The organism is Fructilactobacillus frigidiflavus (assembly GCF_044054575.1).
In the GTDB taxonomy this organism is placed as follows: domain Bacteria; phylum Bacillota; class Bacilli; order Lactobacillales; family Lactobacillaceae; genus Fructilactobacillus; species Fructilactobacillus frigidiflavus.
Genome location: NZ_CP168716.1, coordinates 152,570 through 173,264 on the forward strand (window position 1 = coordinate 152,570; position 20,695 = coordinate 173,264).

The 20,695-nt window shown below is 38.8% G+C and carries 27 protein-coding genes; 5 read left to right on the plus strand and 22 right to left on the minus strand.

Annotated elements, in window-relative coordinates:
• Position 1 precedes the first annotated feature (1 nt).
• From ACEPSS_RS00935 to ACEPSS_RS00950, 4 genes are all read right to left on the minus strand, one after another.
• On the minus strand, positions 2-310 hold the full coding sequence (locus tag ACEPSS_RS00935; protein WP_395319346.1) for a lactococcin 972 family bacteriocin: 309 nt from the start codon (positions 308-310) through the stop codon (positions 2-4).
• A gap of 221 nt (positions 311-531) precedes the next feature.
• Complete coding sequence (locus ACEPSS_RS00940; protein WP_395319348.1) at positions 532-2,238, minus strand: BCCT family transporter; 1,707 nt, start codon at positions 2,236-2,238, stop codon at positions 532-534.
• 58 nt (positions 2,239-2,296) lie between these two features.
• The gene (locus tag ACEPSS_RS00945) at positions 2,297-2,866 is read right to left on the minus strand and encodes a sugar O-acetyltransferase (protein WP_395319350.1); all 570 of its coding nucleotides are present in this window, start codon (positions 2,864-2,866) and stop codon (positions 2,297-2,299) included.
• A 9-nt stretch (positions 2,867-2,875) separates the two neighbouring features.
• On the minus strand, positions 2,876-3,547 hold the full coding sequence (locus ACEPSS_RS00950; RefSeq protein WP_395319352.1) for a ribonuclease H family protein: 672 nt from the start codon (positions 3,545-3,547) through the stop codon (positions 2,876-2,878).
• Between the two features lie 115 nt (positions 3,548-3,662).
• Between ACEPSS_RS00950 and ACEPSS_RS00955 the strand changes: the two genes are divergently transcribed.
• Entirely contained in the window at positions 3,663-4,103 is a 441-nt protein-coding gene (locus ACEPSS_RS00955; protein ID WP_395319354.1) for a hypothetical protein, read from the plus strand.
• A 72-nt stretch (positions 4,104-4,175) separates the two neighbouring features.
• On the opposite strand, the gene ACEPSS_RS00960 is transcribed toward ACEPSS_RS00955, so the two are convergent.
• Positions 4,176-4,298 carry a hypothetical protein gene (locus ACEPSS_RS00960; RefSeq protein WP_395319356.1) on the minus strand — a complete coding sequence of 41 codons (123 nt, stop codon included), beginning with the start codon at positions 4,296-4,298 and terminating at the stop codon, positions 4,176-4,178.
• A gap of 120 nt (positions 4,299-4,418) precedes the next feature.
• Between ACEPSS_RS00960 and thiD the strand changes: the two genes are divergently transcribed.
• Positions 4,419-5,216 carry a bifunctional hydroxymethylpyrimidine kinase/phosphomethylpyrimidine kinase gene (gene thiD / locus ACEPSS_RS00965; protein WP_395319358.1) on the plus strand — a complete coding sequence of 266 codons (798 nt, stop codon included), beginning with the start codon at positions 4,419-4,421 and terminating at the stop codon, positions 5,214-5,216.
• A 52-nt stretch (positions 5,217-5,268) separates the two neighbouring features.
• Here the strand turns inward: thiD and ACEPSS_RS00970 are convergent, their stop codons facing one another.
• Positions 5,269-5,445, minus strand: coding sequence for a hypothetical protein (locus tag ACEPSS_RS00970; protein WP_395319359.1), 177 nt, complete (start codon positions 5,443-5,445; stop codon positions 5,269-5,271).
• 1 nt (position 5,446) lies between these two features.
• Entirely contained in the window at positions 5,447-6,133 is a 687-nt protein-coding gene (locus ACEPSS_RS00975; RefSeq protein WP_395319361.1) for an NAD(P)H-dependent oxidoreductase, read from the minus strand.
• A 178-nt stretch (positions 6,134-6,311) separates the two neighbouring features.
• Here ACEPSS_RS00975 and ACEPSS_RS00980 point away from each other — a divergent pair, with 178 nt between their 5' ends.
• Both ACEPSS_RS00980 and ACEPSS_RS00985 read left to right on the plus strand, forming a co-directional pair.
• Positions 6,312-7,997 (plus strand): phosphoenolpyruvate carboxykinase, encoded by a 1,686-nt coding sequence (locus ACEPSS_RS00980; protein ID WP_395319363.1) that lies wholly within the window; start codon positions 6,312-6,314, stop codon positions 7,995-7,997.
• Between the two features lie 155 nt (positions 7,998-8,152).
• Positions 8,153-8,356 (plus strand): cold-shock protein, encoded by a 204-nt coding sequence (locus ACEPSS_RS00985; RefSeq protein ID WP_041817938.1) that lies wholly within the window; start codon positions 8,153-8,155, stop codon positions 8,354-8,356.
• A gap of 110 nt (positions 8,357-8,466) precedes the next feature.
• Here ACEPSS_RS00985 and ACEPSS_RS00990 read toward each other — a convergent pair whose 3' ends face one another.
• The 15 genes from ACEPSS_RS00990 to ACEPSS_RS01060 all read right to left on the minus strand — a co-directional run bounded on the left by ACEPSS_RS00990 (position 8,467) and on the right by ACEPSS_RS01060 (position 19,473).
• The gene (locus ACEPSS_RS00990; RefSeq protein WP_395319365.1) at positions 8,467-9,006 is read right to left on the minus strand and encodes a TetR/AcrR family transcriptional regulator; all 540 of its coding nucleotides are present in this window, start codon (positions 9,004-9,006) and stop codon (positions 8,467-8,469) included.
• A 12-nt stretch (positions 9,007-9,018) separates the two neighbouring features.
• On the minus strand, positions 9,019-9,774 hold the full coding sequence (locus ACEPSS_RS00995; protein ID WP_395319367.1) for a biotin--[acetyl-CoA-carboxylase] ligase: 756 nt from the start codon (positions 9,772-9,774) through the stop codon (positions 9,019-9,021).
• 2 nt (positions 9,775-9,776) lie between these two features.
• On the minus strand, positions 9,777-10,538 hold the full coding sequence (gene fabI / locus ACEPSS_RS01000; protein WP_395319369.1) for an enoyl-ACP reductase FabI: 762 nt from the start codon (positions 10,536-10,538) through the stop codon (positions 9,777-9,779).
• Positions 10,539-10,608: 70 nt separating this feature from the next.
• Positions 10,609-11,379, minus strand: a complete 771-nt coding sequence (gene accA, locus ACEPSS_RS01005) for a carboxyltransferase subunit alpha (protein ID WP_395319371.1) — start codon at positions 11,377-11,379, stop codon at positions 10,609-10,611.
• Positions 11,372-12,208 (minus strand): acetyl-CoA carboxylase carboxyltransferase subunit beta, encoded by an 837-nt coding sequence (locus tag ACEPSS_RS01010; protein WP_395319373.1) that lies wholly within the window; start codon positions 12,206-12,208, stop codon positions 11,372-11,374. The genes accA and ACEPSS_RS01010 overlap by 8 nt, the downstream gene beginning before the upstream one ends.
• The gene (locus ACEPSS_RS01015; protein WP_395319374.1) at positions 12,198-13,568 is read right to left on the minus strand and encodes an acetyl-CoA carboxylase biotin carboxylase subunit; all 1,371 of its coding nucleotides are present in this window, start codon (positions 13,566-13,568) and stop codon (positions 12,198-12,200) included. The genes ACEPSS_RS01010 and ACEPSS_RS01015 overlap by 11 nt, the downstream gene beginning before the upstream one ends.
• A gap of 8 nt (positions 13,569-13,576) precedes the next feature.
• Positions 13,577-13,987, minus strand: coding sequence for a 3-hydroxyacyl-ACP dehydratase FabZ family protein (locus tag ACEPSS_RS01020; protein WP_395319376.1), 411 nt, complete (start codon positions 13,985-13,987; stop codon positions 13,577-13,579).
• A gap of 1 nt (position 13,988) precedes the next feature.
• On the minus strand, positions 13,989-14,414 hold the full coding sequence (locus ACEPSS_RS01025) for an acetyl-CoA carboxylase biotin carboxyl carrier protein (protein ID WP_395319377.1): 426 nt from the start codon (positions 14,412-14,414) through the stop codon (positions 13,989-13,991).
• Positions 14,414-15,655, minus strand: a complete 1,242-nt coding sequence (gene fabF, locus ACEPSS_RS01030) for a beta-ketoacyl-ACP synthase II (protein ID WP_395319378.1) — start codon at positions 15,653-15,655, stop codon at positions 14,414-14,416. The genes ACEPSS_RS01025 and fabF overlap by 1 nt, the downstream gene beginning before the upstream one ends.
• 25 nt (positions 15,656-15,680) lie before the next feature.
• A complete protein-coding gene (gene fabG / locus ACEPSS_RS01035) occupies positions 15,681-16,418 on the minus strand; it encodes a 3-oxoacyl-ACP reductase FabG (RefSeq protein ID WP_395319379.1) in 738 nt (245 codons plus the stop codon).
• Between the two features lie 2 nt (positions 16,419-16,420).
• Positions 16,421-17,335 (minus strand): ACP S-malonyltransferase, encoded by a 915-nt coding sequence (locus ACEPSS_RS01040; RefSeq protein ID WP_395319381.1) that lies wholly within the window; start codon positions 17,333-17,335, stop codon positions 16,421-16,423.
• An 18-nt stretch (positions 17,336-17,353) separates the two neighbouring features.
• Entirely contained in the window at positions 17,354-17,608 is a 255-nt protein-coding gene (locus ACEPSS_RS01045; RefSeq protein ID WP_395319383.1) for an acyl carrier protein, read from the minus strand.
• A gap of 26 nt (positions 17,609-17,634) precedes the next feature.
• Positions 17,635-18,615 carry a beta-ketoacyl-ACP synthase III gene (locus ACEPSS_RS01050; protein ID WP_395320441.1) on the minus strand — a complete coding sequence of 327 codons (981 nt, stop codon included), beginning with the start codon at positions 18,613-18,615 and terminating at the stop codon, positions 17,635-17,637.
• Complete coding sequence (gene fabZ / locus ACEPSS_RS01055) at positions 18,612-19,058, minus strand: 3-hydroxyacyl-ACP dehydratase FabZ (protein WP_395319385.1); 447 nt, start codon at positions 19,056-19,058, stop codon at positions 18,612-18,614. Before fabZ ends, ACEPSS_RS01050 begins: the two co-directional genes overlap by 4 nt.
• A gap of 244 nt (positions 19,059-19,302) precedes the next feature.
• On the minus strand, positions 19,303-19,473 hold the full coding sequence (locus ACEPSS_RS01060; RefSeq protein WP_395319387.1) for a hypothetical protein: 171 nt from the start codon (positions 19,471-19,473) through the stop codon (positions 19,303-19,305).
• 116 nt (positions 19,474-19,589) lie between these two features.
• Here ACEPSS_RS01060 and ACEPSS_RS01065 point away from each other — a divergent pair, with 116 nt between their 5' ends.
• Positions 19,590-20,666, plus strand: coding sequence for a YczE/YyaS/YitT family protein (locus ACEPSS_RS01065; RefSeq protein WP_395319389.1), 1,077 nt, complete (start codon positions 19,590-19,592; stop codon positions 20,664-20,666).
• Positions 20,667-20,695: the final 29 nt, after the last annotated feature.

Genomic DNA, 20,695 nt, shown 5'->3' on the forward strand with positions numbered 1-20,695 from the left:
CTTACCAGTAATTATAGTATGTTCTGTTTCCCCACATTGCACTTGGTGCAGAAGCACGAGCTGTATAACCAGGAGCAGTACTACCGCTTGATGCAAAGTAGGTTCCACTAACAGCTGAAGAATGATAACGATATCCATGATAATAGTTAGACCAGACATAATTACCTACACCATAACTCCAAACACCACCACCGGTATTTACAGTTGCGGCTTTAGCAGCGACTGTTCCAAAACTAATAAAGAAAATTAAAGCCATGGCGCCTAAAACAATAGACTTCTTAAAAGAAGCTAAACTAAAATTTAAACTCATAAAATTACCTCCAAATATATATCAGCAACCAATCAATCATATGGACGTCTCATATGATTTGTTAACATATTATCATGAATATAATTAAATAGTAAATACTAGATTATAAATAAAATAAAATAGTTAAACTATGAATATAGCAAAAAATATTCAATAAAATTGTCAGATATAAAAAAAGGCTGAATTTTTGATAAATTCAACTTTCTTTTTAAAATATATGATTAATCGTCATCATCAGTATTGCGATTCAAACGAGCCGCCATCCGTTTCGCCCGAATTCGTTGCATTTTTTCTTTCTTCTTTTCAATTCGCATATCATCCATCCCTTTAGCTTTAAGGACAATTCCTTCATCATTTTTCACCATATGATAAATGGAAATCAAAATCATGATACAAACAAACATCAATGGGAATCCAGAAATCGCACAGAAAGTTTCCACGGTATTGAAACCACCAACGACCACAATTCCAAAGGAGAATAACACGAAGATTACTACCCACGTCATTCGGTTAAATTGACTAGGTTCTTGATTTTCTTTCAGATTCAAACTAGTAAATGAAGAAACAATGAAAGCCGAAGACGAAATCGTCGTAGCCAAGAAAATGAAACAAGAAATACAGTAGACAATAAAAACCACTGATTTAAAGGGCAAGGTTGATAAGACTGAAGTAATCACGGCTTCTTGGCCCTTAGTGTTCAAAATGTGAACTAAGTTAACGGCCCCCGTTTTTTGTAACCAAAGGGAGTACCCACCTAAGATCGCATAAAAACTCAAACAACCAGCCGAACCATAACCCAGCATTCCTAAAAGAATTTGCCGAATCGTCCGCCCCTTAGAAATTCGCGCAATGAAAAGTCCCATAACAGGCATGTAGGCTAACCACCAACCCCAATAAAAGATAACTTCTGAGTTCGCAATATCAGGAGTTCCGTTTGGCACCGTATTGGTACTTAACGAAACGAAGTTACTGGTTAACAAACCTAAACTGTTCGTTTCAGAACTTAAAATATAAATCGTAGGTCCGACCAAAAGGACAAAGGCTAAGAAAATAATGGCCGTCCAAATGTGCATATCACTTAGTTTATCAATTCCCCCGTTTAACCCATGCCAAACGGTCCACGCAAAGATTACAAATAAAATGCCAAAGAGTCCAATTTTAAGTAACATATTATCCGGTAACCCAGTTAAACTACTTAAAACATTCGAGATGATGGGAATTTCCATTCCAACTGACGAACCGACTCCACCCATGATTCCAAATACCACTAAAAAATCCACAATTTGACGTAAGGCATATTTCCACTTTTCGTCACCTTGAATGAAGGTAATTGAGCGACTGAGCCGTTGCACATGGCCTTTTTTAACGAATAAGATGTAACCAATCGCAATCGCGGCGGGTGCGTACATCATCCAAGCCATCGGACCCCAGTCAAACTGACCAAGCATATGGGCGTAATTATACGCATTTTGTGAAAATGGTTTAATCCCAAAGGGTGGTGAAGAAACGTACCGAATCGGATCAACGATACTCAACATCAAAATACTAGCGTCAATCGCGGTCGCAAAGACCATGCTTCCCCACTGTAAGTTACTATATTGGGGCGTTGAATGCGGATCACCTAAACGAATAGCACCGTATTTACTAAAAAGCAACCACATAAAGAAAATGAAGTTCACAATGTAAATCATCATGTAGGCCCAACCCATTTGTTTGGTAATCCAAGCTAATGCGACGGTCAGAAAGCCTTGTAAACTTGCACCTCCCATAATCAAAATTGCCGAGACGACCGCAAAAATCAAAATCGTCGGAATAAAGACATATTTATCAATATTAAAGTGTTTAAAAATAACTAAAATCCTCCTCAGATTAACGTAAAAAATTGCTAACGAAAAAACACCGTAAAAATGGAACGAGTATCGAACCATTTGCACAGTGTGTACAAATGCTAAAACTTAAACTTCTCTTAAATTATACCACTTATCTTTATTTATCAAATTGACCGTTATCAATCGTCTTAATTACACGAGCTGGATTACCCGCGATACAAACATTATCGCCAAAGGATTTAGTAACCACTGAACCAGCTCCCACGACGACGTTATCACCTAAAGTAACCCCCGGAAGAATCGTAACACCCCCACCAAACCACGCATTGTCACCGATTTTAATTGGAGCGCCTAATTCAACATCCGCGACCCGTTCTTTAGCCGTTAACGGATGAATATTAGTATAAAGACCACAGTTAGGGCCAATGTAACAGTTTTTACCAAAAGTAATGGGACAAGAATCCATTAATGTTAGGCGATAATTCCCAAAGAAATTATTGCCAATGTGAATATTCCAGCCATAATCAAATTGTAAATCCGTTTCCACAAAGAATTCATCGCCAGTATCGGCAAACATTCCCTTAATCATAGCGTTTCGTTCTTCATTGTCGGGCGTATTATTGATTTTTTGTAACATTTTCCGGACTAAAATCCGCCGTTTAATTAATTCATGATCAAACTGGTTAAAGTCTTCACCAGCGGTCATTTTTTCCCGTTCTGTTGTCATCGTTTCCTCCTACATTTGATCCATAGTCTGATTTAATAATTCATCAACAAAGACATTTCCCTTGTTAGTTGCATGCCCTTTAGTCCAAGCATATTGAATTTGCGGGAATTTATCCAATAATTGGTCTAGTTGTTGCCAAAGTTCGGCATTTTTTAATTCGCCAGCACTCCGTTTCCAACCACGTTTTTTCCATCCCTTAATCCATCCCTTTTGAATGGCATTTAAAACGTAACGAGAATCGGCAATTACGCCAATCTTTTTATCATTTAAACCATTGTCCGCTAACCACTTTAAGGCTTGGACGAGCGCGGTAATTTCCATTTTATTATTAGTAACTCCAAATTCGCCGGCGGAATCAGAGTGTTGTTTTCCCTGATAATCAATTAAATACGCCCACGCAGCGGGATCCGTTGCTTTAACGTGTCCCCCCGCGACATTCCCATGGTTTCGGGATCCGCCGTCAGTAAAGACCACAATGTCTGTCTTTACTTTTGGGGTTTTCTGTTTCACGGAAGGTTCACCTTTAATTTGCATAAATTGTTGGGCTTCGGCTTCAGTCAAAAAACTTTTATATTTTGCATTAGGATAACCAGCAACTTGTTTTTTCGTAGCATCCCAACTAGTATAAATTCCTGGTTTTTTCCCCACCCGAACTGCATAAAATTTATTGGTCTTCGCCATGGTTATTTCTCCTTTAAATTGTTAAAAAATAATTATTAATGCGGCTTTGCCCTTTGCTTTCCGCTGGTTTTATGTAAAAATAGTAAGTAAGGTAATCTAAAGAGGAGGACACGAGATGTCAGATATTAACATCAAATTAATCACCGCTGATCAAGCTATGAAAATGTTACGTGATCGACATGCGAAACGAAATGAACGTTTCCCTGAGTTAATTACTCCTGGTAGTTATATCTTACCAGACTATTATTTAACTCGAAAAAGAGAAGCGTTCAAGATTCGTCGTCATACCTTCTTAAAGAAAAAACCACGTTCTTATGTAGCATTCGATTCAGAAAATGGTCAAACCCTTTGGCTACGTAATTTCAATAGCCTTTCTGAAGCAATGTTCTGGCTTAGCACTGGCTTAAAACCAGCTGACAGTGATTCTAATAATTCCTTTGCAAAATGGAAAGAAAATCACGCTGCTGAAATTGAAACTTTAAAAGATCAACTAAGAGCGCTCTCAAAGCCTAAGAAAAAAGAGATCACGAAAGCAGCAAAAGCGAAAACAAAATAGCTAAAATAAGAGCTCATCAGCTGATGAGCTCTTATTTTTTTGTACAAAAAAAGCCGCCGCAGCGACTTTTAATTATTTAGCAGGTGTTTTCTTTAAGAATTGTTGTAATTCAGCAATTCTTTTTTGTTCTTTTTTACGACCTTTAGTGTCGATGGGACGACGTCCTTGAACACCGTTTGGATGACAAATTCTCATAATGAAATGCTCCTTTACTTTTTTTAACTTATTTACTTACAATTAACAGCTCCTTGTATTATAATACATCCAACCCTATAAAATCAAATATATTTAAAATTCAAAGGCAGGTAACTAATTATGATTAACGATTATCCTCAAGTTGTAACCATTGCGGGAAGCGATAGCGACGGTAGTGCCGGAATGCAAGCAGATTTGCTTACCTTTTTTGCTAAAAAAGTTTATGGTGCCACGATTATCACCGCGTGTGTGGCTGGTAATTCATTTGGAATTCACGCGGGTGTCGATATGTCACCAGCTTTTATTGATCAAGAATTCAAAGATTTAGCGGATGATTTTAAAATTCGGGCCGCTAAAACTGGGATGCTTTCGGATGCCAAAGTCATTAACACTGTAGCCGATAACTACGAAAAGTACGATTTTGGTCCATTAGTCGTTGACCCTGTAATTATCACTAAACACGGTGCCATGTTATTGGAACAAGAAGCTTATGATACTTTAGTAACCCGTTTGCTTCCCATGGCCGATGTCTTAACCCCTAACTTCTTTGAAGCCGTTAAATTAACTGGTTTAGATGACGAAGATCCTGATTTTCAAGCTAAGGCCGCTCACAAACTACAAGAATTAGGCGCTAAAAACATCATGGTCAAGGGCCGTCATGATCGCGATGATCAAACCGAAGTTACTGATTACGTCTTATTAGAAGATGGGTCAACGTTTACTTTAACGGGACCATACTTCAACACTACCCACAAAAACGGAACTGGTGATACTTTATCAGCTGCCATTACTGCTGAACTCGGCTTAGGTAAGTCAGTTGAGGAAGCCATCCGTTCTGCCAAAAAATACGTTGATGCCTGTATTGAAAATGGAATTAACGTTGGTCACAAGTTTGGACCAATTAATCACTGGGCTTAATTAACAATAAAGGATAATGACTTTTCGAATAAGTCATTATCCTTTTTAGTTACTACCATTTATTCGGACTCCAAATTCGCCCATCGAGTTCCATTTCGGCTTGTTCTAAGCGTTTAGCTTGTTCTTTAGCGATTTCCTTCGTTGCTTCTAAGAGTGCTTGATTGGCAAACGTCGGTGTGTGGGCTTGTATTTCATCAATTTGTTGTAACAACCAGTCTAAATTTTCCATCTTATCCCTCTTCTGCTTGGCGAATCATTTTAATTTGATCTTTTAAATCATTCAAATCAATTTTATTTTGCTCCAACTGATCAATGATTAATTGTAATTGAATTTGGTTATCAGCATTTATCAGCGTTTTTAGGTACTTAATCACCCAATCTTGCCGAACGTTAAAAGTAAACGGAAAGGCCGCCGTTAAGTATTGTTGATAATCGATTAGCAACTTGGTCTGTTGGGCGGGTGTCATATATTCAAATTGATCAACGACTAATGGAGTCATAAATTTCATCCCCGCTCGATGAGCTAAAGCGCGATATGGAATCATAATTTCAGAAATACTAAAACCTTCTGCAGCTCCAGCTTGAAAATCTTTTTCGGGATAACCAATCGTAGTTACAATTCCCAATTCTTTTCCTTTTAAAATTCCCGTCTCATTAGCAAAGGTAAACGCCCGGGTAAGTACGTCATCTTCCCACTTTTTTAAAGTCGCGGGAGCACTGTACCAGTACATCGGAAATTGAAAAATAATCCGCTGATGGTCAATCAATAGCTGTTGCTCTGCTTGAACATCGAACTCAGTTTGTTCTGGCAAATAATGCCAGGTAATGTTTTCTAAGCCTTCGGTCGCTCGTTTTAAAAAGCCTTGGGTCCCAGAATCATGATAATCTGGATGCGCAATAATCACTAATGTTTTCATGTTGTTTCGTCTCCATTTCCTAACATTTATTATGTTTATTTTTTAATATTATGTTTTTTGTTCATTTTTAACTAAAATTTAATGGTTGCATTCGGATTTTTTTCACTGTAAAATGGCCCGTAAAGATGATTACTAATCGTTAGTAATCACTTGGATTACTTAAAAAGGAGCTATTATTTTGGCAAAGCAAACTAGGCAAAGTGCATTATATATGAACCCTAACCGAAAGGTCGCAGTTCTTGATTATAATCAAAATTATGTCACTGACATTTTTACTTTACTAAATAGTCCCGAATTGGCCCAAGTCGTAACCAAATTTTTGGCAGCTCAAGGGCATAGTTCAGCAGAAAATGACTTTAATAACGTCAGCGCTGAACAATACGTTGATACCATAAAAGAAGTCTTACTCGATCAAAATGACGTGTATGATCATTATTCACGTACTGCTATTTTAGCAAGTATCGAAAAACTATACTCATTTTATCGCTCATTTCTGCGAATTTCGATTCTTAATAAGGAAGGTAATGATTCCGCGAAGACGTTTATGAGCTTGGATAATAACTTTAATGATTTGGTATTACAATTATATCGGACCGTTGAAGAAAAACTACAAGGTTTTCCTAACCATGCTTATCGTCAAGTCAATGCTGGAACTTCAGCCGCGGCTTTAACTAAAAAACACGACGCTAAATTACCGCAAAAATATCAAAAATTAAGTAACATTCCCTTTTTAGATACCTTAATGTTACGTCCCCCAATGATGATTACAACTCCTAGTAACAAACGAAAAGGCGTCTTTTCACCAGTAGATTATAACCCCGTTGATCACTTTGCCCCTGAATCAGACCAAGAGTGGTTTTGTTACCCGGCTAAAATCGGAACCAGTCTTGCTTTCATATACTTTCATCGGGATTATTTTGCTGCTGGAATTTCTTTAGCTAATCTTTTTGAATTAGCAACGGCTGCTGAGGTAGAAGACCGTAAGCCTGACTTAGTCCTCCTCTTTGGCTTAAACCAGATAGAAGGCGCTGTTAGCCATTATTACCATGATGTGGAAAATGACTTATGGGTCGGAGAAGTTCCTTACAATGATCAAACTACGTACTTTGGTTACATGAAAAAAATGTGTTTAACTTTACACAACTTACATCAAATTTACACCAATCATTTACCCATTCACGGTTCGATGGTTAAAATTAAATTTGCCAACGGTAAAGAAAAATCAGTTGTCTTCTTTGGTGATTCAGGAGCCGGAAAATCTGAATCAATCGAAGCCCTACAAGAAGTTGCTGATGATCAAATCGTCAGTATTGAAACCATTTTTGATGACATGGGTAGTTTCACGTTAAAAGATGGTGATTTATACGCGCAAGGAACTGAAATTGGGGCCTTTGTTCGCTTAGATGATTTAAGTAGTGCCGTTGCGTTTAACAACATGGACCGCGGAATTTATCTTAATCCCGATCAAAAAAATGCGCGGGTCATTATTCCGGCTAATACCTATACAAACGTGGTCGCTCCTCATCACGTGGATATGTGGGTCTACGCTAACAACTATGATCACGAAGTGGGAATTCATCGCTTTGATAACCAAACAGAAGCGCAAGCAACATTTGTGGCCGGACGCAGAAACGCTTTGGGAACCACAGATGAAGTCGGAATGAGTACCACCTTCTTCGCTAACCCCTTTGGTCCCGTTCAAGAACCAGAACGGACGCAACCAATTATTGATGACGTTTTTGCTTGGTTCTTTGAACATGATACTTACCTTGGCGAAATTTACACTCACCTAGGTGATGACAAGTCCAAAGCTAGTTTAAACGCTTCCGCTAAAGAATTATTAAAAGAATTGATGAATTCATAGGTTAGATGGTTGACAATTCCTGTGGGTATGTTATTCTATAGTAGATGTATGTAACGTTTCGAGTTTTTAAGGTTTCTTGTTTTATTTTATGATGAGATAACTTCCTTATTAGATTCAAACATTCAACATTAAAAATTATATGGAGGTATTATATTATGAAGCAAGGTACTGTTAAATGGTTCAACGCTGATAAAGGTTACGGTTTCATCACCACAGATGATGGTGACGTATTCGTTCACTTCTCAGCAATCAACAAAGACGGATTCAAGACTCTTGATGAAGGCGAAAAAGTTACTTTAGACGTCGAAGATGGCGATCGTGGCCCACAAGCTGCAAACGTTACTCCCGTTGAAGGTTAATAACTTTTAAAAAGACATCTCAATTTATTGAGGTGTTTTTTTGTTTGCATTTTTTATCCAAATCTAAAAAGAATCACCAGAAAATCAATTCTGGCGATTCTTTTTTAATTTTAATTAGTTTTAAAGTGCATGTATTTCGAAGCAAAAATCACTAATTCATCAATTGGTTGTTCCATGCCGTCTCTAGTCCAAGTGATAATCACTTCCGTTAGCCCCCCTGAAATCATTGCCACTAACATTTCACTAGATTTCTCACGGGTCTTCAGTATTTGATTATCTACCAAGGTTTTAATGTATCTTCTTAAGGCATTCAACAAAAAATTAGATAAATCGTTTTTTACAATGGCTTCCATCATCAATTGATTTTCTTTGATTGTGGTAAAGAACGTCGTAGCAACATCATAAAAAGTGAACCGATTTTGGATGACTAACTGTTTGATGAAAGTTGAATAAACCATTTCAAATTGACCAAAAATAACATCCTCTTTGGTATGAAAATTTCGATAAAAAGTCATCCGTGACACTTCCGCCTTTTCACAAATTTCTTTCACAGTAATATCGGCATAGGGCTTTTCCATCATCATTTCAAACATTCCAAAAATGATTTGTTGTTTGGTATTATTTTTTTTATTTTCAACTTCTTTGCTCATGTCAAATCCTTATCATTGTATTATTCGTAAATGTTGCGATGCTTCCATCGTTAACAAATATTCACGTTGTTGTCTGTCAACTAACTTGAGACGAAAATCATCACTGACTCCAGTAAGTCTACCCACGATTGTATCATCATTTACTAAAATTGAAACTAATTGGTTTTTCCAAATCAAATGATCCTGATATTCCTGAATAATCATTTGGGCATCTGGTTGCTGAATCATTTCAATTACCAAATCATATATTTTAGCAACCAACTCATTTTTCAGCTGATCATCATGTGCTAAACTAATCGCACCGACTTCATGCAACTGCTCATTATCCATCAAATTCAATCCGATTCCAATGACAAAATGCTGAATTTGGTTCTGAGCATCACTTTTCGTCTCAACTAAAATGCCGCCACACTTTTTTTGCTGATAATAGATGTCATTCACCCATTTCAGCTTAGTATTTACGCCTAGGACTGTTTGAATGGCCTGCCGCACACAAACACCTACTCCTAAGGTTAACATCCCTGGTTGCTCAATGAAGCTGGTTTTAGCCGGGATAATAATGGTTTCATAAATCCCTGTGGCAGGTGAGGCAAAGGCATGCCCGTGTTGCCCCTTCCCTGCGGTTTGTGTTTCCGCAATAACTAAATTATGCCCAGACCAAGCATTGGCCTGAGCATAGTTCATCGTGGAATCAATTTTATCAAACACCACTAATTTATCTAAGGGTTGGGAAATCAAATCTAATAATTTATTCTCACTTATTTTCATTTTTATCGATTAAATAAATGAACCCCTTTATCAACGTAGATGACATCACCAGTAATTCCCGTAGCTAAGTCACTCATTAAAAAGGCTGCCGCATTTCCAATTTCTTGTTTTGAAACACTCTTACCATCGGTCGTAAGTGATTCTGAAGTTTTAAGCAACTCGTTGTGGCCCTTTACTCCAGTTACGGCTAAGGTTCTAACTGCTCCTGCAGAAAGTGCATTCACTGTAATTCCTTGTTGTCCTAATTCAGCTGCTAAATAACGGACCGCTGATTCAAGAGATGCTTTGGCAATTCCCATCATGTTGTAATTAGGAATTGCATAAGTTGAACCCATGTAAGTTAGGGTAAGAATACTACCGGTTTCGTTCATAATTTTGGTAGCTTCACGGCTAATTGAAATAAATGAGTAAGCACTAACGTCTTCGGCTAAGTTAAAGCCGGCTTTTTTCGTGTTAATTACGCCGTTTTGTAAAGTTTCACGGTCAGCGTAGGCAATCGCATGAATTACTCCATCAATCTTGCCCACTGCTTCATGAATTTCTTCAAAGGCTTTAACAACGTTACTGTCTTCAGCAACATCACATTCGACCATCAAAGTATCTTCACTAACGAAACGATCAAGACTCTTTTTCATTCGCTCATTTTGGTAAGTCAAAACTACGCGACCACCAAGGGCTTCGATTGCTTGTGCACAGCCCCAGGCAATGCTCTTTTTGTTAGCAACTCCCGTTACGACAATTGTTTTCCCTTTTAATAAATCCATTTAGTTGTATCCTCCCGAATATTATCAAGACACAAAACTAACTAATGAGATTACATTAGTTAGTTAATGTTTAAAATTTACGATAACGCGCAAATCGCTTTGTGAGCATTTCTGCTTCTGGCATTGCTTTTAACTCTTCTATTTTATCAAATAATTGGGTTTTGAACTGCTTAATTTCAGTAGAAGTTTGCACTTCTGGAATAATTTTATCAATAATTCCCTGTTTAATTAAATCAGCTGGCGTTAATTTCATGACTTCCGCCGCTTCTTGGGCCCGACTCGAATCTTTCCACAGGATCGTGGCATAGCCTTCAGGTGAAAGAATTGAATAAATACTATTTTCAAACGCCCAGACACAATCACCAACGGCCAGTGCTAGCGCTCCACCACTACCACCTTCACCGACAATTACCGAAATATATGGAACTTTGAGTTGCATCCCTTGTAAAATCAATTGGGAAATCATGTAACCCTGCCCGTGATATTCCGCCTCCACATCTGGATAAGCCCCTGGCGTATTAATTAACGTAATCACCGGACGGTTGAATTTTTCGGCTTGTTTCATTAACCGTAGTGCTTTGCGATATCCGTCTGGTTCAGCAGAGCCAAAGTGAACCTCCGCATCCGAAACTTCATCGTCACCCTTCCGAATTCCAATGATAGTCACCGGTTGGCAGTTTAACGAACCAATCCCAGCATAAACCGCTTCATCGTCACCATAAGCCCGATCACCGTGTAACTCGATAAAATTATCAGTAATCCCATTAACTAAGGTTTTAATCTTAATCTTGTCTTTAGAACGGGCATCTAAAACACGTTCAAAAGCTGTTTTATTAGTCATTTTGGTCACCGCCTTCATGAAGTGCGAGCACTTTACTAAGGGTTGCTTTCATGTCTTCTCGTTTAACAATCGCATCTAAAAAACCGTGTTTTAATAACGTTTCGGCTCGTTGGAAATCTTTGGGTGGATTTTGTTGAATCGTACGTTCAATCACACGCCGCCCGGCAAAACCAATCAACGTATGGGGTTCTGATAAAATCAAATCCCCTTGCATCGCAAAACTGGCCGTCACTCCACCAGTGGTGGGATCACAAAGATAACTAATGTATAACAAACCGGCTTGACTATGTTTAGCGACTGCTTCAGAAACTTTGGCCATTTGCATTAAAGATTCAATTCCTTCTTGCATCCGGGCCCCACCAGAAGCCGTGAATAAAATCACTGGTAAATGAAGCTCAGTCGCTTTTTCAAACAAACGCGCAATAATTTCACCCGTGGCGGTTCCTAAACTTCCCATAATAAAACGCCAATCCATTACTCCAATGGCAGCTCGGTGACCGTTAATCGTTCCAATCCCCGAAAGCACCCCTTCATTTAAGCCAGTTACTTTACGAGCTTTGGCTAATTTTTCTAAGTATTTTGGGTCATCGAATTTATCGGCTGCTTTAATGTCTAAATTTAGTGGCGCAAAATCATCACATACCATGTCAATGCGAGCTTGGGCCCCTAGGCGAAAGCCGTAATGACATTCTGGACAAGTGCGATATTCGTTAATGTGTTTTTTATAAATGGCATGACCACAGACCGGACATTTAAGCCATACGTCTGGGATATCATCCATGCGTTTTTGTAACTCTTGTGGTGTAGGCTTTCCATCGTTATTTATCATGATGCTTCACCCAATCTTTCAAAAAATGATTTTCAACGTAGAGGTTATTAAAGTCCCCATCCAAGAAATGCTGATCTTGTAATAAATCAACTAAAAATTCTCGGTTGGTTTTTACACCCTTAATTTCAAATTCTTGTAAAGCCCGTAACATTTTAGCTACTGCAGCTTTTTTAGTGGGCATATGTACAATAATTTTAGCAATCATTGAATCATAAAAGGGTGAAATTTTACTGCCCGTTTCAACTCCCGAGTCAATCCGAACGCCCTTAGTTCCAAAGGGAAAATGGACAAATTCAATCGTACCGGGCGTTGGTCGAAACGCTTGCGCCGGATCTTCCGCATTAATTCGACATTCAAGCGCATAACCCTTTGCCTGACAATCAGCTTGATTAAAAGGTAGGTCTTGTCCTGCAGCAACCATAATCATCGCTTTGATTAATTCCACCCCGGCGACTTCTTCGGTAATCGTGTGTTCAACTTGCAAACGCGTATTCATTTCCATGAAATAAAAATTGTGATCACGATCCATTAAGAATTCAAATGTTCCCGTATTTTCGTAATGAATTCCTTTCATGGCGTTCACGACCACTGCTCCCATCTGTTCTCGTTCTTCAGGAGAGATTTCAGGACAAGGTGATTCTTCCATAATTTTTTGGTGATTGCGTTGTAAGGAACAATCCCGTTCTGGGAAATAAACGACGTGACCTTGTTGATCTGCAATTGCTTGCATTTCAATGTGTTTTGAATCTGATAAATCTTTTTCTAAATAAAGATGGTCATCACCATACGACAGCTTAATTTCTCGCTTGGTTTCTTCATAAGCTTTCCGTAATTCATCGTCGTTATCCACTTGGCGAATTCCCTTGCCTCCACCACCAGCAGCGGCCTTTAGCATCACTGGATAGCCAATTTGATTGGCAATTCGTAGGGCTTCAGCTAAATCTTGAACGTAACCGTCTGATCCTGGGATTGTCGGAACGCCTAATTTTTTCATCGTCGCTTTAGCATTTGACTTGTTTCCCATTAAATCAATTACTTCAGCTGATGGTCCAATGAACTTAATCCCATATTCTTGGCAAAGTTCTGCAAATTCACTGTTTTCTGATAAAAAGCCATATCCCGGAAAAATCGCATCGGAAGCCGTTAAAGCTGCCGCATCAAGTACTGCTCCCATTTTTAAATAGGAATCCGTTGGCTGCCCGCTTCCAATACAAACCGTTTCATCTGCCATTTTGACAAACAAACTATCAGCATCTGCCGTTGAATAAACTGCTACTGCTTTAATATTTAATTCATGTAATGCTCGAATCGTTTGCACTGCGATTTCACCACGATTAGCAATTAATACTTTTTTAAACATCTACTCACCTATTCAATCGCAAACATCAAATTAGCATCAACAATAACTTCCCCATCACGAAGCACTTCAGCATGACCGACACCAATGTTACGTTTCAGTTTGGTCAATTCCACCTGTAAATGAAGAACATCACCAGGATGCATACCAGCTTTGAAATCAGCATTTTTAATGCCACCAAAAAAGACGTTTTTTCTCTTGTGTTCTGGCATTGATAAAATCGCTACCACACCAGTTTGCGCCAAAGCTTCTACAATAATCGGATGGGGCAAACTAAATTGGTTTCCATTCGAAAAAAACCATTCATTGACTGAAAGGTTTTTGACTGCTTCGGCAGACTTTCCCGGTTGCACATCGATAATTTTATCAATCATTTCAAAGGGGTAACGTTGGGGGATAAAATCACTTACTTTATAATCCATTTTAGTCCTCCTTGATTTCAAACATTGGTTGATCAAATTCGACCATTTCTCCGTCACTAACTAAGCGTTTAACAACGGTTCCCGTGACTGGGCTTTTAACTTCATTAATTAACTTCATGGCTTCAATTGCACAAATTGTTTCACCTTGCTTAACGTGATCACCAACTTCTTTGTAGGCTGGTTTATCAGGTCCCGGAGCAAAATAAACTAATCCGACCATAGAGGCTTTTAATTTATAATTTTCACTTGAATTAACTGGTTTAGCTGCCTCAGTTGGCTGTGAGGCAGTGCTTACTGCAGCAGTTGGCTCATTTTTGTTAGATAACTTACTAAAATAAACGTCAACACCGTTACCATCAATCTTTAATTCTTGTAAACCGGACTGATCAAATTTTTCAAGTAAGCGTTCGATGTCAGCTTCATTCATTAATTATCTTCCCACTTTCTCATTGCAATGACGGCATTGTGTCCCCCAAAACCAAATGAATTACTAATGGCCGTTTTGATGGGAGCTTGTTTGTTATCGTCATTAACTAAATCAATTTTAACTTCTGGATCTTTGTTTTTCATCCCGACGTTCACAGGCATTTGACCATTTTCTAAAGCTCCTACTAGAGCTACGGCTTCTAATCCACCAGCAGCCCCAAGGGAGTGACCAATCATTCCTTTGATTGAACTAGTCTTGAGATGGTCATTATCAGCAAATAAATTACCAATCGCAGCACTTTCACCGGCATCATTAGCATGGGTAGCCGTACCGTGAGCATTAACGTAATCAAGTTCATCCGTGCCAATTCCCGCTTCGTCCACGGCTTGTTTCATCGCCATGATGGCACCCTTACCTTCAGGATCTGGAGCAGTTAAATGATAGGCATCACTGGTAGTTCCATAACCAACTACTTCAGCAAGAATTTTAGCGCCCCGAGCTTTAGCATGGTCGTAATCTTCCAGTACCAAAGTTCCTGCACCTTCCCCTAACACGAATCCATTACGGTCAACGTCAAATGGCATTGAAGCTGCTTCCGGATCAGTCGCTTCTGATAAGGCAGTTAAGGCCGCAAATCCCGCAATTCCCATGTTAGTCACGGCGGCTTCTGAACCACCGGTAATCATCACTTTTGCTTTCCCTTGTTTGATAAATTCAAAGGCATTTCCAACGGCGTTAGTCCCTGAGGCACAAGCAGTTACAATTGCTTGTGAAGTATTTTTAGCATCAAAGTACATCGAAATGTTTCCGGCAGCCATATTTGAGATTGCTTTAGGCACAAATAATGGAGAAACCCGCCGTGGACCTTTTTCGTGAGCTTTAATTACTTGTTCTTCAATGGTTTGAATGCCACCAATTCCCGTTCCATAGATTACCCCTAGGTCTTCTGGTTGGTAATTTTCACCTTCCACTAAGCCCGCTTGGTCCATGGCTTCTTTGGCAGTGTAAAGAGCGTATTGGGCGTAAAGGTCAAGTCGCTTGTAATCTTTTTTGGAAAGACGATCTGATGGGGTAAAGTCTTTCACTTCCCCAGCTACTGTAATTCCAGTTTCCGAAGCATCAAATTTAGTAATTGGAGCAATTCCAACCTTTGAATCTAACATATTTTTAATAAAATCGTCAGCAGTATTTCCGATTGGAGACACAGCACCGATTCCTGTTACAACAACTCTGTTACTCATTTGTTTCCTCCTTTAGAAAACTAAATTACATGGTAAGTCCACCATCAACGGTAATCACTTGGCCCGTGATGTAGTTATTTTCTACCAAAAATTCAACGGTTTGGGCAATGTTTTCTGCATCCCCAAAACGATGAAGGGGAATTTGTCCTTCCCATTGTTTAATAATTTTATCGCTTAATTTATCAGTCATTGCAGTCTTAATCATTCCTGGTGCAATCGCATTGCAACGAACCCCACGTAACGAACCTTCTTGAGCAGTTGTCTTGGTCAAGCCAATAATCCCCGCTTTACTAGCTGAATAATTAGCTTGACCAACGTTTCCATGGGTTCCCGCAATACTAGACATGTTAATGATTACGCCAGAACGTTTCTTTTGCATGGTTTTCAATGCAAATTTTGACATGTTGAAAGTTCCCACTAAGTTTGTGTTAAGCACGTCCTTAAATGAGGTTTCCGTCATTCTGGTCATGAGCTTATCCTGAGTCATTCCGGCATTGTTAACTAAGACATCGATGTGTCCGAATTCTTCAACTAAATCGTCAATCATTCGTTTGGCATCTTCTTCTTTAGCCACATCACCAGGCACAATCTTTACCGGATTGGTAAATTGTTCCTGTAATTCTGCTTGCGCAGCGTCATCTAAATCCCGATGTGAATTAACCACCACCAAATTGGCCGGATTAGTGGCTAATCGTTTGGCAGTCGCAAGTCCAATTCCCTTAGTTCCACCAGTTACTAATACAATTTGTTTTTCATCTGTCATGATTAAGCCTCCGTCTCTAGTGCAGTACGAACTTCGTTTAAAGTTGCAACGTTGTCAATGTGATAGGTTTCAATGCCTTTTAAAGTCTTTTTAGCAAATTTGCTAAGCGTATCGCCAGGCCCAATTTCAATTAAAGTATCAACGTTAAAATGTGCTTTCATATAAGCTAGGTCAGCTGCAAAATGAGTTGGCTTAATTAGCTGCTCTTTTAAGGTTGTTTTGACATTATCAGCACTAAATGGTTCAGCGGTTGTATTACTGATTACCGGAACTTTAAATTGATTAAAGGAAACTTCCGTCAACCGGCGAGCTAATCTATCACTAGCTTCCTGCATTAATGGAGTATGGGAAGCGACCGCTACTTTAAGCGGAACTACCCGTTTAGCACCAGCCGTTTTAAGGGCTTCGCTAGCTTGGGATACCCCAGTAGCAGTTCCCCCAATTACCGTTTGCGTTGCTGTATTGTAATTAGCAGGATAAGCTCCTGAAATTGACTGACAAACTTGGGCAACTTTTTCTGGATCTAATTTTAAAATGGCCGCCATTGAACCAGGATGATTCGTCCCGGCTTGATCCATATACTGGGAACGATCTTTAACTAAGGCGATTGCTGTCTTATAATCAAGGGCTCCGCTAGCCACTAAAGCACTATATTCCCCTAAACTAAGCCCAGCCATCACTTCTGCTTGCGGTAAGTCTTTCGCAATCGTTTGGTAAATTCCAAAGCTCATTGCTAAAATTGCTATCTGCACGTTTTGGGGATCATCCATAATTTCAGGATTAGTTAAATCAATTTCTAACACAGCAGCAGCTTCGTCAATTGCTTGTCGATAAGCTGGTTCACTTTGATAAAGATCAGCGCCCATGTTGGCAAACTGACTTCCTTGCCCACTAAATAAATAACCAATTTTTCTCATTAATGCTTAATCTCCGAATTATTTTTCGTTAATTTGCTTTTGTACGTAATCAACTAATTGTTGCACCGTTTCGATTCCTTCGTCACCATCAATTTCGATATCGTATTCGTCTTCTAAAGCATCCACGATTTCAAAAATATCTAAACTGTCTAAGTCTAAACCATCTTTTAAGTTAGTGCTTAATTGAATTTCGTCAACGTTCACGTCATCTAATTGATCTGCAACTACGTCTTTAATCTTTGCTAAAATTTGGGTTTGGTTATCTTCACTCATAATAATTCTCCTAATAATGTAAGTTTTTAATATTTAATAATAATGGTTCCTACGGTTAAGCCCCCACCAAAGCCGGTTAAAGCAAGGTAGTCGCCGCGTTGTAGCTTTCCTTGTTCGGCGAGTTCCGCCATTAAAATGGGCTCACTTGCTGCCGCCGTATTTCCGTAGTGATTGATGTTCACTGGAAAATGGTTCATTGATAATGATAACTTTTTCGCGACCCGTTTGACAATTCTTTCATTAGCTTGATGCATCACAAAGTATTTAATGTCGCTGAGTTTTAGTCCCGCTGCTGCAACAGCTTGTTCAATTGATTCTGGAGCTCGCTTGGTCGCAAAGTTATACACGGCATGCCCATCCATGTGAAAAAACGGATCAGCTTGATCATGATTTTCACCAAACGGATTTTGACCCACCTGATGTCCCGCGGTTAAGCTCATTCCAGCTTCCCCAAAGGTACTGAGGCTTTCACCCAAAATCTGGGAATCACTACCGTCGTTTTGGACTAAAATCCCCGCAGCTCCGTCGCCAAACAGAACGGCGGTACCACGATCTTGCCAATCAACTAACCGACTTAATTTTTCGCCACCAATCACGATTCCGATGCTACCCTTTTTACCAGCTAACAAAGCATTCATGACTGAGCTACCATAAACAAAACCAGAACAAGCCGCATCAATATCAAAAGCAATAGCGTTATTTGCTCCAATGGCACCTTGCACGCTAGCCGCCGTTGAAGGTGTTTGGTAATCACCGGACATCGTCGCGACGATGATATAGTCAATTTGACTAACTGCAATCCCCGCTTTTTTCACCAATTGCTCAGCGACATCTACACACATGGAAGTATTACTTTCCGTGGTCGCAATGTAGCGTTGTGCAATTCCGGTCCGGCGCTTAATCCATTCATCCGAAGTGTCCATGATTTTCGTTAAATCTTCATTAGTAACTACTTTTTCCGGAACTGACTTCGCAATTGCTTTAATTCTAAAGCTACTCATAACTATTTTGTTCTTTCGTTTTTATCAACGATAAAAGTTAATTTAGTTTCACAACATTTTTCGTCACCAACGTAAGCGACACATGAAACTGAGCCAGTACGATCGCGAACTTTATCCATCGTAACTTTGAAAGTTAACACATCGCCTGGTTCAACCATCCGTCTGAATTTAGCATTTTTAATACTACCTAAATAAGCAGTTTTGTTTTCGAATTGTGGGGATTTGAGGATTAGGATTGAAGCTACTTGAGCCATTGATTCAATAATCAAAACTCCAGGCATTACTGGGTTACCAGGAAAATGCCCTTGGAAGTATTCTTCATTAATTGTAACGTTCTTGGTAGCAACAATTGATTCACCCGGTACCATTTCATCAACCCGATCAATAAATAAAATTGGATAACGGTTTGGAATTAAATCCATGATTTCTTTTGCATTCATTACAGCCATAATTTCACCTCTAAAATTTTCTTCGTTTACTTAACACTCTAATTTTCATCAATTTTTGCTAATTTTACCAATTTTATGTCTGAAACATGTTTGTAACATTAAGGTAAACACCTTACATAGCAAGGATTACGGCGTAATGAGAGCGGTTGTTACAAATGTATCAAAGCGTAACAAAGTCAGTATGAATTATGCCTATACAAAAAACGAAGCTCAGCAATTGAAACTTCGTTTTTCTGCAAAATTATTAATATTTTAGTTTGGTTTGCATAAATAGTTGAATTTGGCTTTCAGATAATCTTAAAGTCGTTTCTTTTCCCAGATGCATTAACCGATGTAACCGACTTATACGTGCTTCACGGATCCGCCATTTATTTAGGGCTTTGATTTCTTTTTTGCCTAGTGCTAAAAATTTCATAAACATTACCTTCTATTCTAAAATTTCCAACTTACTTAATCATTATTATAATATAGTTGTTTGATTTTAGCATGTTTTCTTTTACAAATTATCAACAAATCTTCGGAAGTTCGTGAATGTGCTATAATACAATTATTATCTTTTGTTTCTTTATGAAAGGAATTGAATTAATTATGGAAAATACAAGCTCACAACCGAGTGAAGCAGAGGTAACTCAAAACCTGTCTGGCTGGGGTAAAGTTGTTAATGTTTCGCTTCGAACTTTAATGTCATTTATTGGAATTGCCATCTTATCGATGGGTGCTTCTTTATTAAAAGCTTCACCAATTTTAGGGCTTGATCCATTTACGGCCTTGAACGTTGGGATGGCTGCCAAATTTAAAACCATTTTCCCACCGCTAGGAACTTTGGGAGCCTACCAATTAGCGGCTAACTTCTTAATCTTCATCTTTGTCTTTTTACTTGATCGTAAGAAGATTGGAATTGGAACAATCATGAACATGGTTCTAGTTGGATTCGAAATTCAATGGTTCGCATCCCTTTATCATGTTATCTTCCCAGGAAAAGTTACCGTGTTAGTTTTAATTGCTGACTTAATCTTAGGATTATTGATGTTTACCGCAGGTAGTTCGCTTTACATGGCACCTAGTTTGGGAGTTGCACCTTACGATGCGATTGCCCCCATTATTTCTAGTCGTTTTCACATTAAATATAAAACGGCCCGAGTTGGTCAAGATATTTGTTTCTTAATCGCTGCTTTGCTTGCTGGTGGTCCAATTGGATTTGCATCAATCATCGTGGCCTTCTTCGCTGGTCCTTTAATTTCATACTGGGATCGAAGTATTAGTACGCCAACCATGGATTACATCAATGATCTTAGTGAACAACCTTCCTTCAAGTCCTTGGCAAACGTGGTTACTAGTGCCACTAAATCGGGATATAACTCTTTGTCAAATGCCTACAACTCAACGTTAGATTTCCAAATGCATTTGGCTGGTTACACTAACCAAGAATTATTGCGAAAAATTCAAGATACTGAACACAACATGAAAGCATCACAAAAGGCTTACAACGAATACCGGACCCAATACCGAATGTTGATTGCTGAATTAGTTAAACGTGACAAAGCTGGAGAATTACCAAAGAAAAACCAGCCTAAAGCTAATGATAATAACGCAACTTCACAAAAATAAAACCAAATTAAAAGACCACGACAACCATG

What these genes read in the sequence shown, in the direction of transcription:
- thiD (WP_395319358.1), top strand. Translation starts at nt 4,419, where the DNA reads ATGATTAACGATTATCCTCAAGTTGTAACCATTGCGGGAAGCGATAGC.
- ACEPSS_RS00985 (WP_041817938.1), top strand. Translation starts at nt 8,153, where the DNA reads ATGAAGCAAGGTACTGTTAAATGGTTCAACGCTGATAAAGGTTACGGT.
- fabZ (WP_395319385.1), bottom strand. Translation starts at nt 19,058, where the DNA reads ATGGCTGTAATGAATGCAAAAGAAATCATGGATTTAATTCCAAACCGT.
- ACEPSS_RS00975 (WP_395319361.1), bottom strand. Translation starts at nt 6,133, where the DNA reads ATGAAAACATTAGTGATTATTGCGCATCCAGATTATCATGATTCTGGG.
- fabF (WP_395319378.1), bottom strand. Translation starts at nt 15,655, where the DNA reads ATGAGTAACAGAGTTGTTGTAACAGGAATCGGTGCTGTGTCTCCAATC.
- ACEPSS_RS00995 (WP_395319367.1), bottom strand. Translation starts at nt 9,774, where the DNA reads ATGAAAATAAGTGAGAATAAATTATTAGATTTGATTTCCCAACCCTTA.
- ACEPSS_RS01040 (WP_395319381.1), bottom strand. Translation starts at nt 17,335, where the DNA reads ATGAGAAAAATTGGTTATTTATTTAGTGGGCAAGGAAGTCAGTTTGCC.
- fabI (WP_395319369.1), bottom strand. Translation starts at nt 10,538, where the DNA reads ATGGATTTATTAAAAGGGAAAACAATTGTCGTAACGGGAGTTGCTAAC.
- ACEPSS_RS01045 (WP_395319383.1), bottom strand. Translation starts at nt 17,608, where the DNA reads ATGAGTGAAGATAACCAAACCCAAATTTTAGCAAAGATTAAAGACGTA.
- ACEPSS_RS01010 (WP_395319373.1), bottom strand. Translation starts at nt 12,208, where the DNA reads ATGATAAATAACGATGGAAAGCCTACACCACAAGAGTTACAAAAACGC.
- ACEPSS_RS00950 (WP_395319352.1), bottom strand. Translation starts at nt 3,547, where the DNA reads ATGGCGAAGACCAATAAATTTTATGCAGTTCGGGTGGGGAAAAAACCA.
- fabG (WP_395319379.1), bottom strand. Translation starts at nt 16,418, where the DNA reads ATGACAGATGAAAAACAAATTGTATTAGTAACTGGTGGAACTAAGGGA.
- ACEPSS_RS01065 (WP_395319389.1), top strand. Translation starts at nt 19,590, where the DNA reads ATGTGCTATAATACAATTATTATCTTTTGTTTCTTTATGAAAGGAATT.
- ACEPSS_RS00960 (WP_395319356.1), bottom strand. Translation starts at nt 4,298, where the DNA reads ATGAGAATTTGTCATCCAAACGGTGTTCAAGGACGTCGTCCCATCGAC.
- ACEPSS_RS00990 (WP_395319365.1), bottom strand. Translation starts at nt 9,006, where the DNA reads ATGAGCAAAGAAGTTGAAAATAAAAAAAATAATACCAAACAACAAATC.
- ACEPSS_RS01025 (WP_395319377.1), bottom strand. Translation starts at nt 14,414, where the DNA reads ATGAATGAAGCTGACATCGAACGCTTACTTGAAAAATTTGATCAGTCC.
- ACEPSS_RS01020 (WP_395319376.1), bottom strand. Translation starts at nt 13,987, where the DNA reads ATGGATTATAAAGTAAGTGATTTTATCCCCCAACGTTACCCCTTTGAA.
- ACEPSS_RS00940 (WP_395319348.1), bottom strand. Translation starts at nt 2,238, where the DNA reads ATGGTTCGATACTCGTTCCATTTTTACGGTGTTTTTTCGTTAGCAATT.
- ACEPSS_RS00935 (WP_395319346.1), bottom strand. Translation starts at nt 310, where the DNA reads ATGAGTTTAAATTTTAGTTTAGCTTCTTTTAAGAAGTCTATTGTTTTA.
- ACEPSS_RS00955 (WP_395319354.1), top strand. Translation starts at nt 3,663, where the DNA reads ATGTCAGATATTAACATCAAATTAATCACCGCTGATCAAGCTATGAAA.
- accA (WP_395319371.1), bottom strand. Translation starts at nt 11,379, where the DNA reads ATGACTAATAAAACAGCTTTTGAACGTGTTTTAGATGCCCGTTCTAAA.
- ACEPSS_RS00970 (WP_395319359.1), bottom strand. Translation starts at nt 5,445, where the DNA reads ATGGAAAATTTAGACTGGTTGTTACAACAAATTGATGAAATACAAGCC.
- ACEPSS_RS01015 (WP_395319374.1), bottom strand. Translation starts at nt 13,568, where the DNA reads ATGTTTAAAAAAGTATTAATTGCTAATCGTGGTGAAATCGCAGTGCAA.
- ACEPSS_RS00945 (WP_395319350.1), bottom strand. Translation starts at nt 2,866, where the DNA reads ATGACAACAGAACGGGAAAAAATGACCGCTGGTGAAGACTTTAACCAG.
- ACEPSS_RS01060 (WP_395319387.1), bottom strand. Translation starts at nt 19,473, where the DNA reads ATGAAATTTTTAGCACTAGGCAAAAAAGAAATCAAAGCCCTAAATAAA.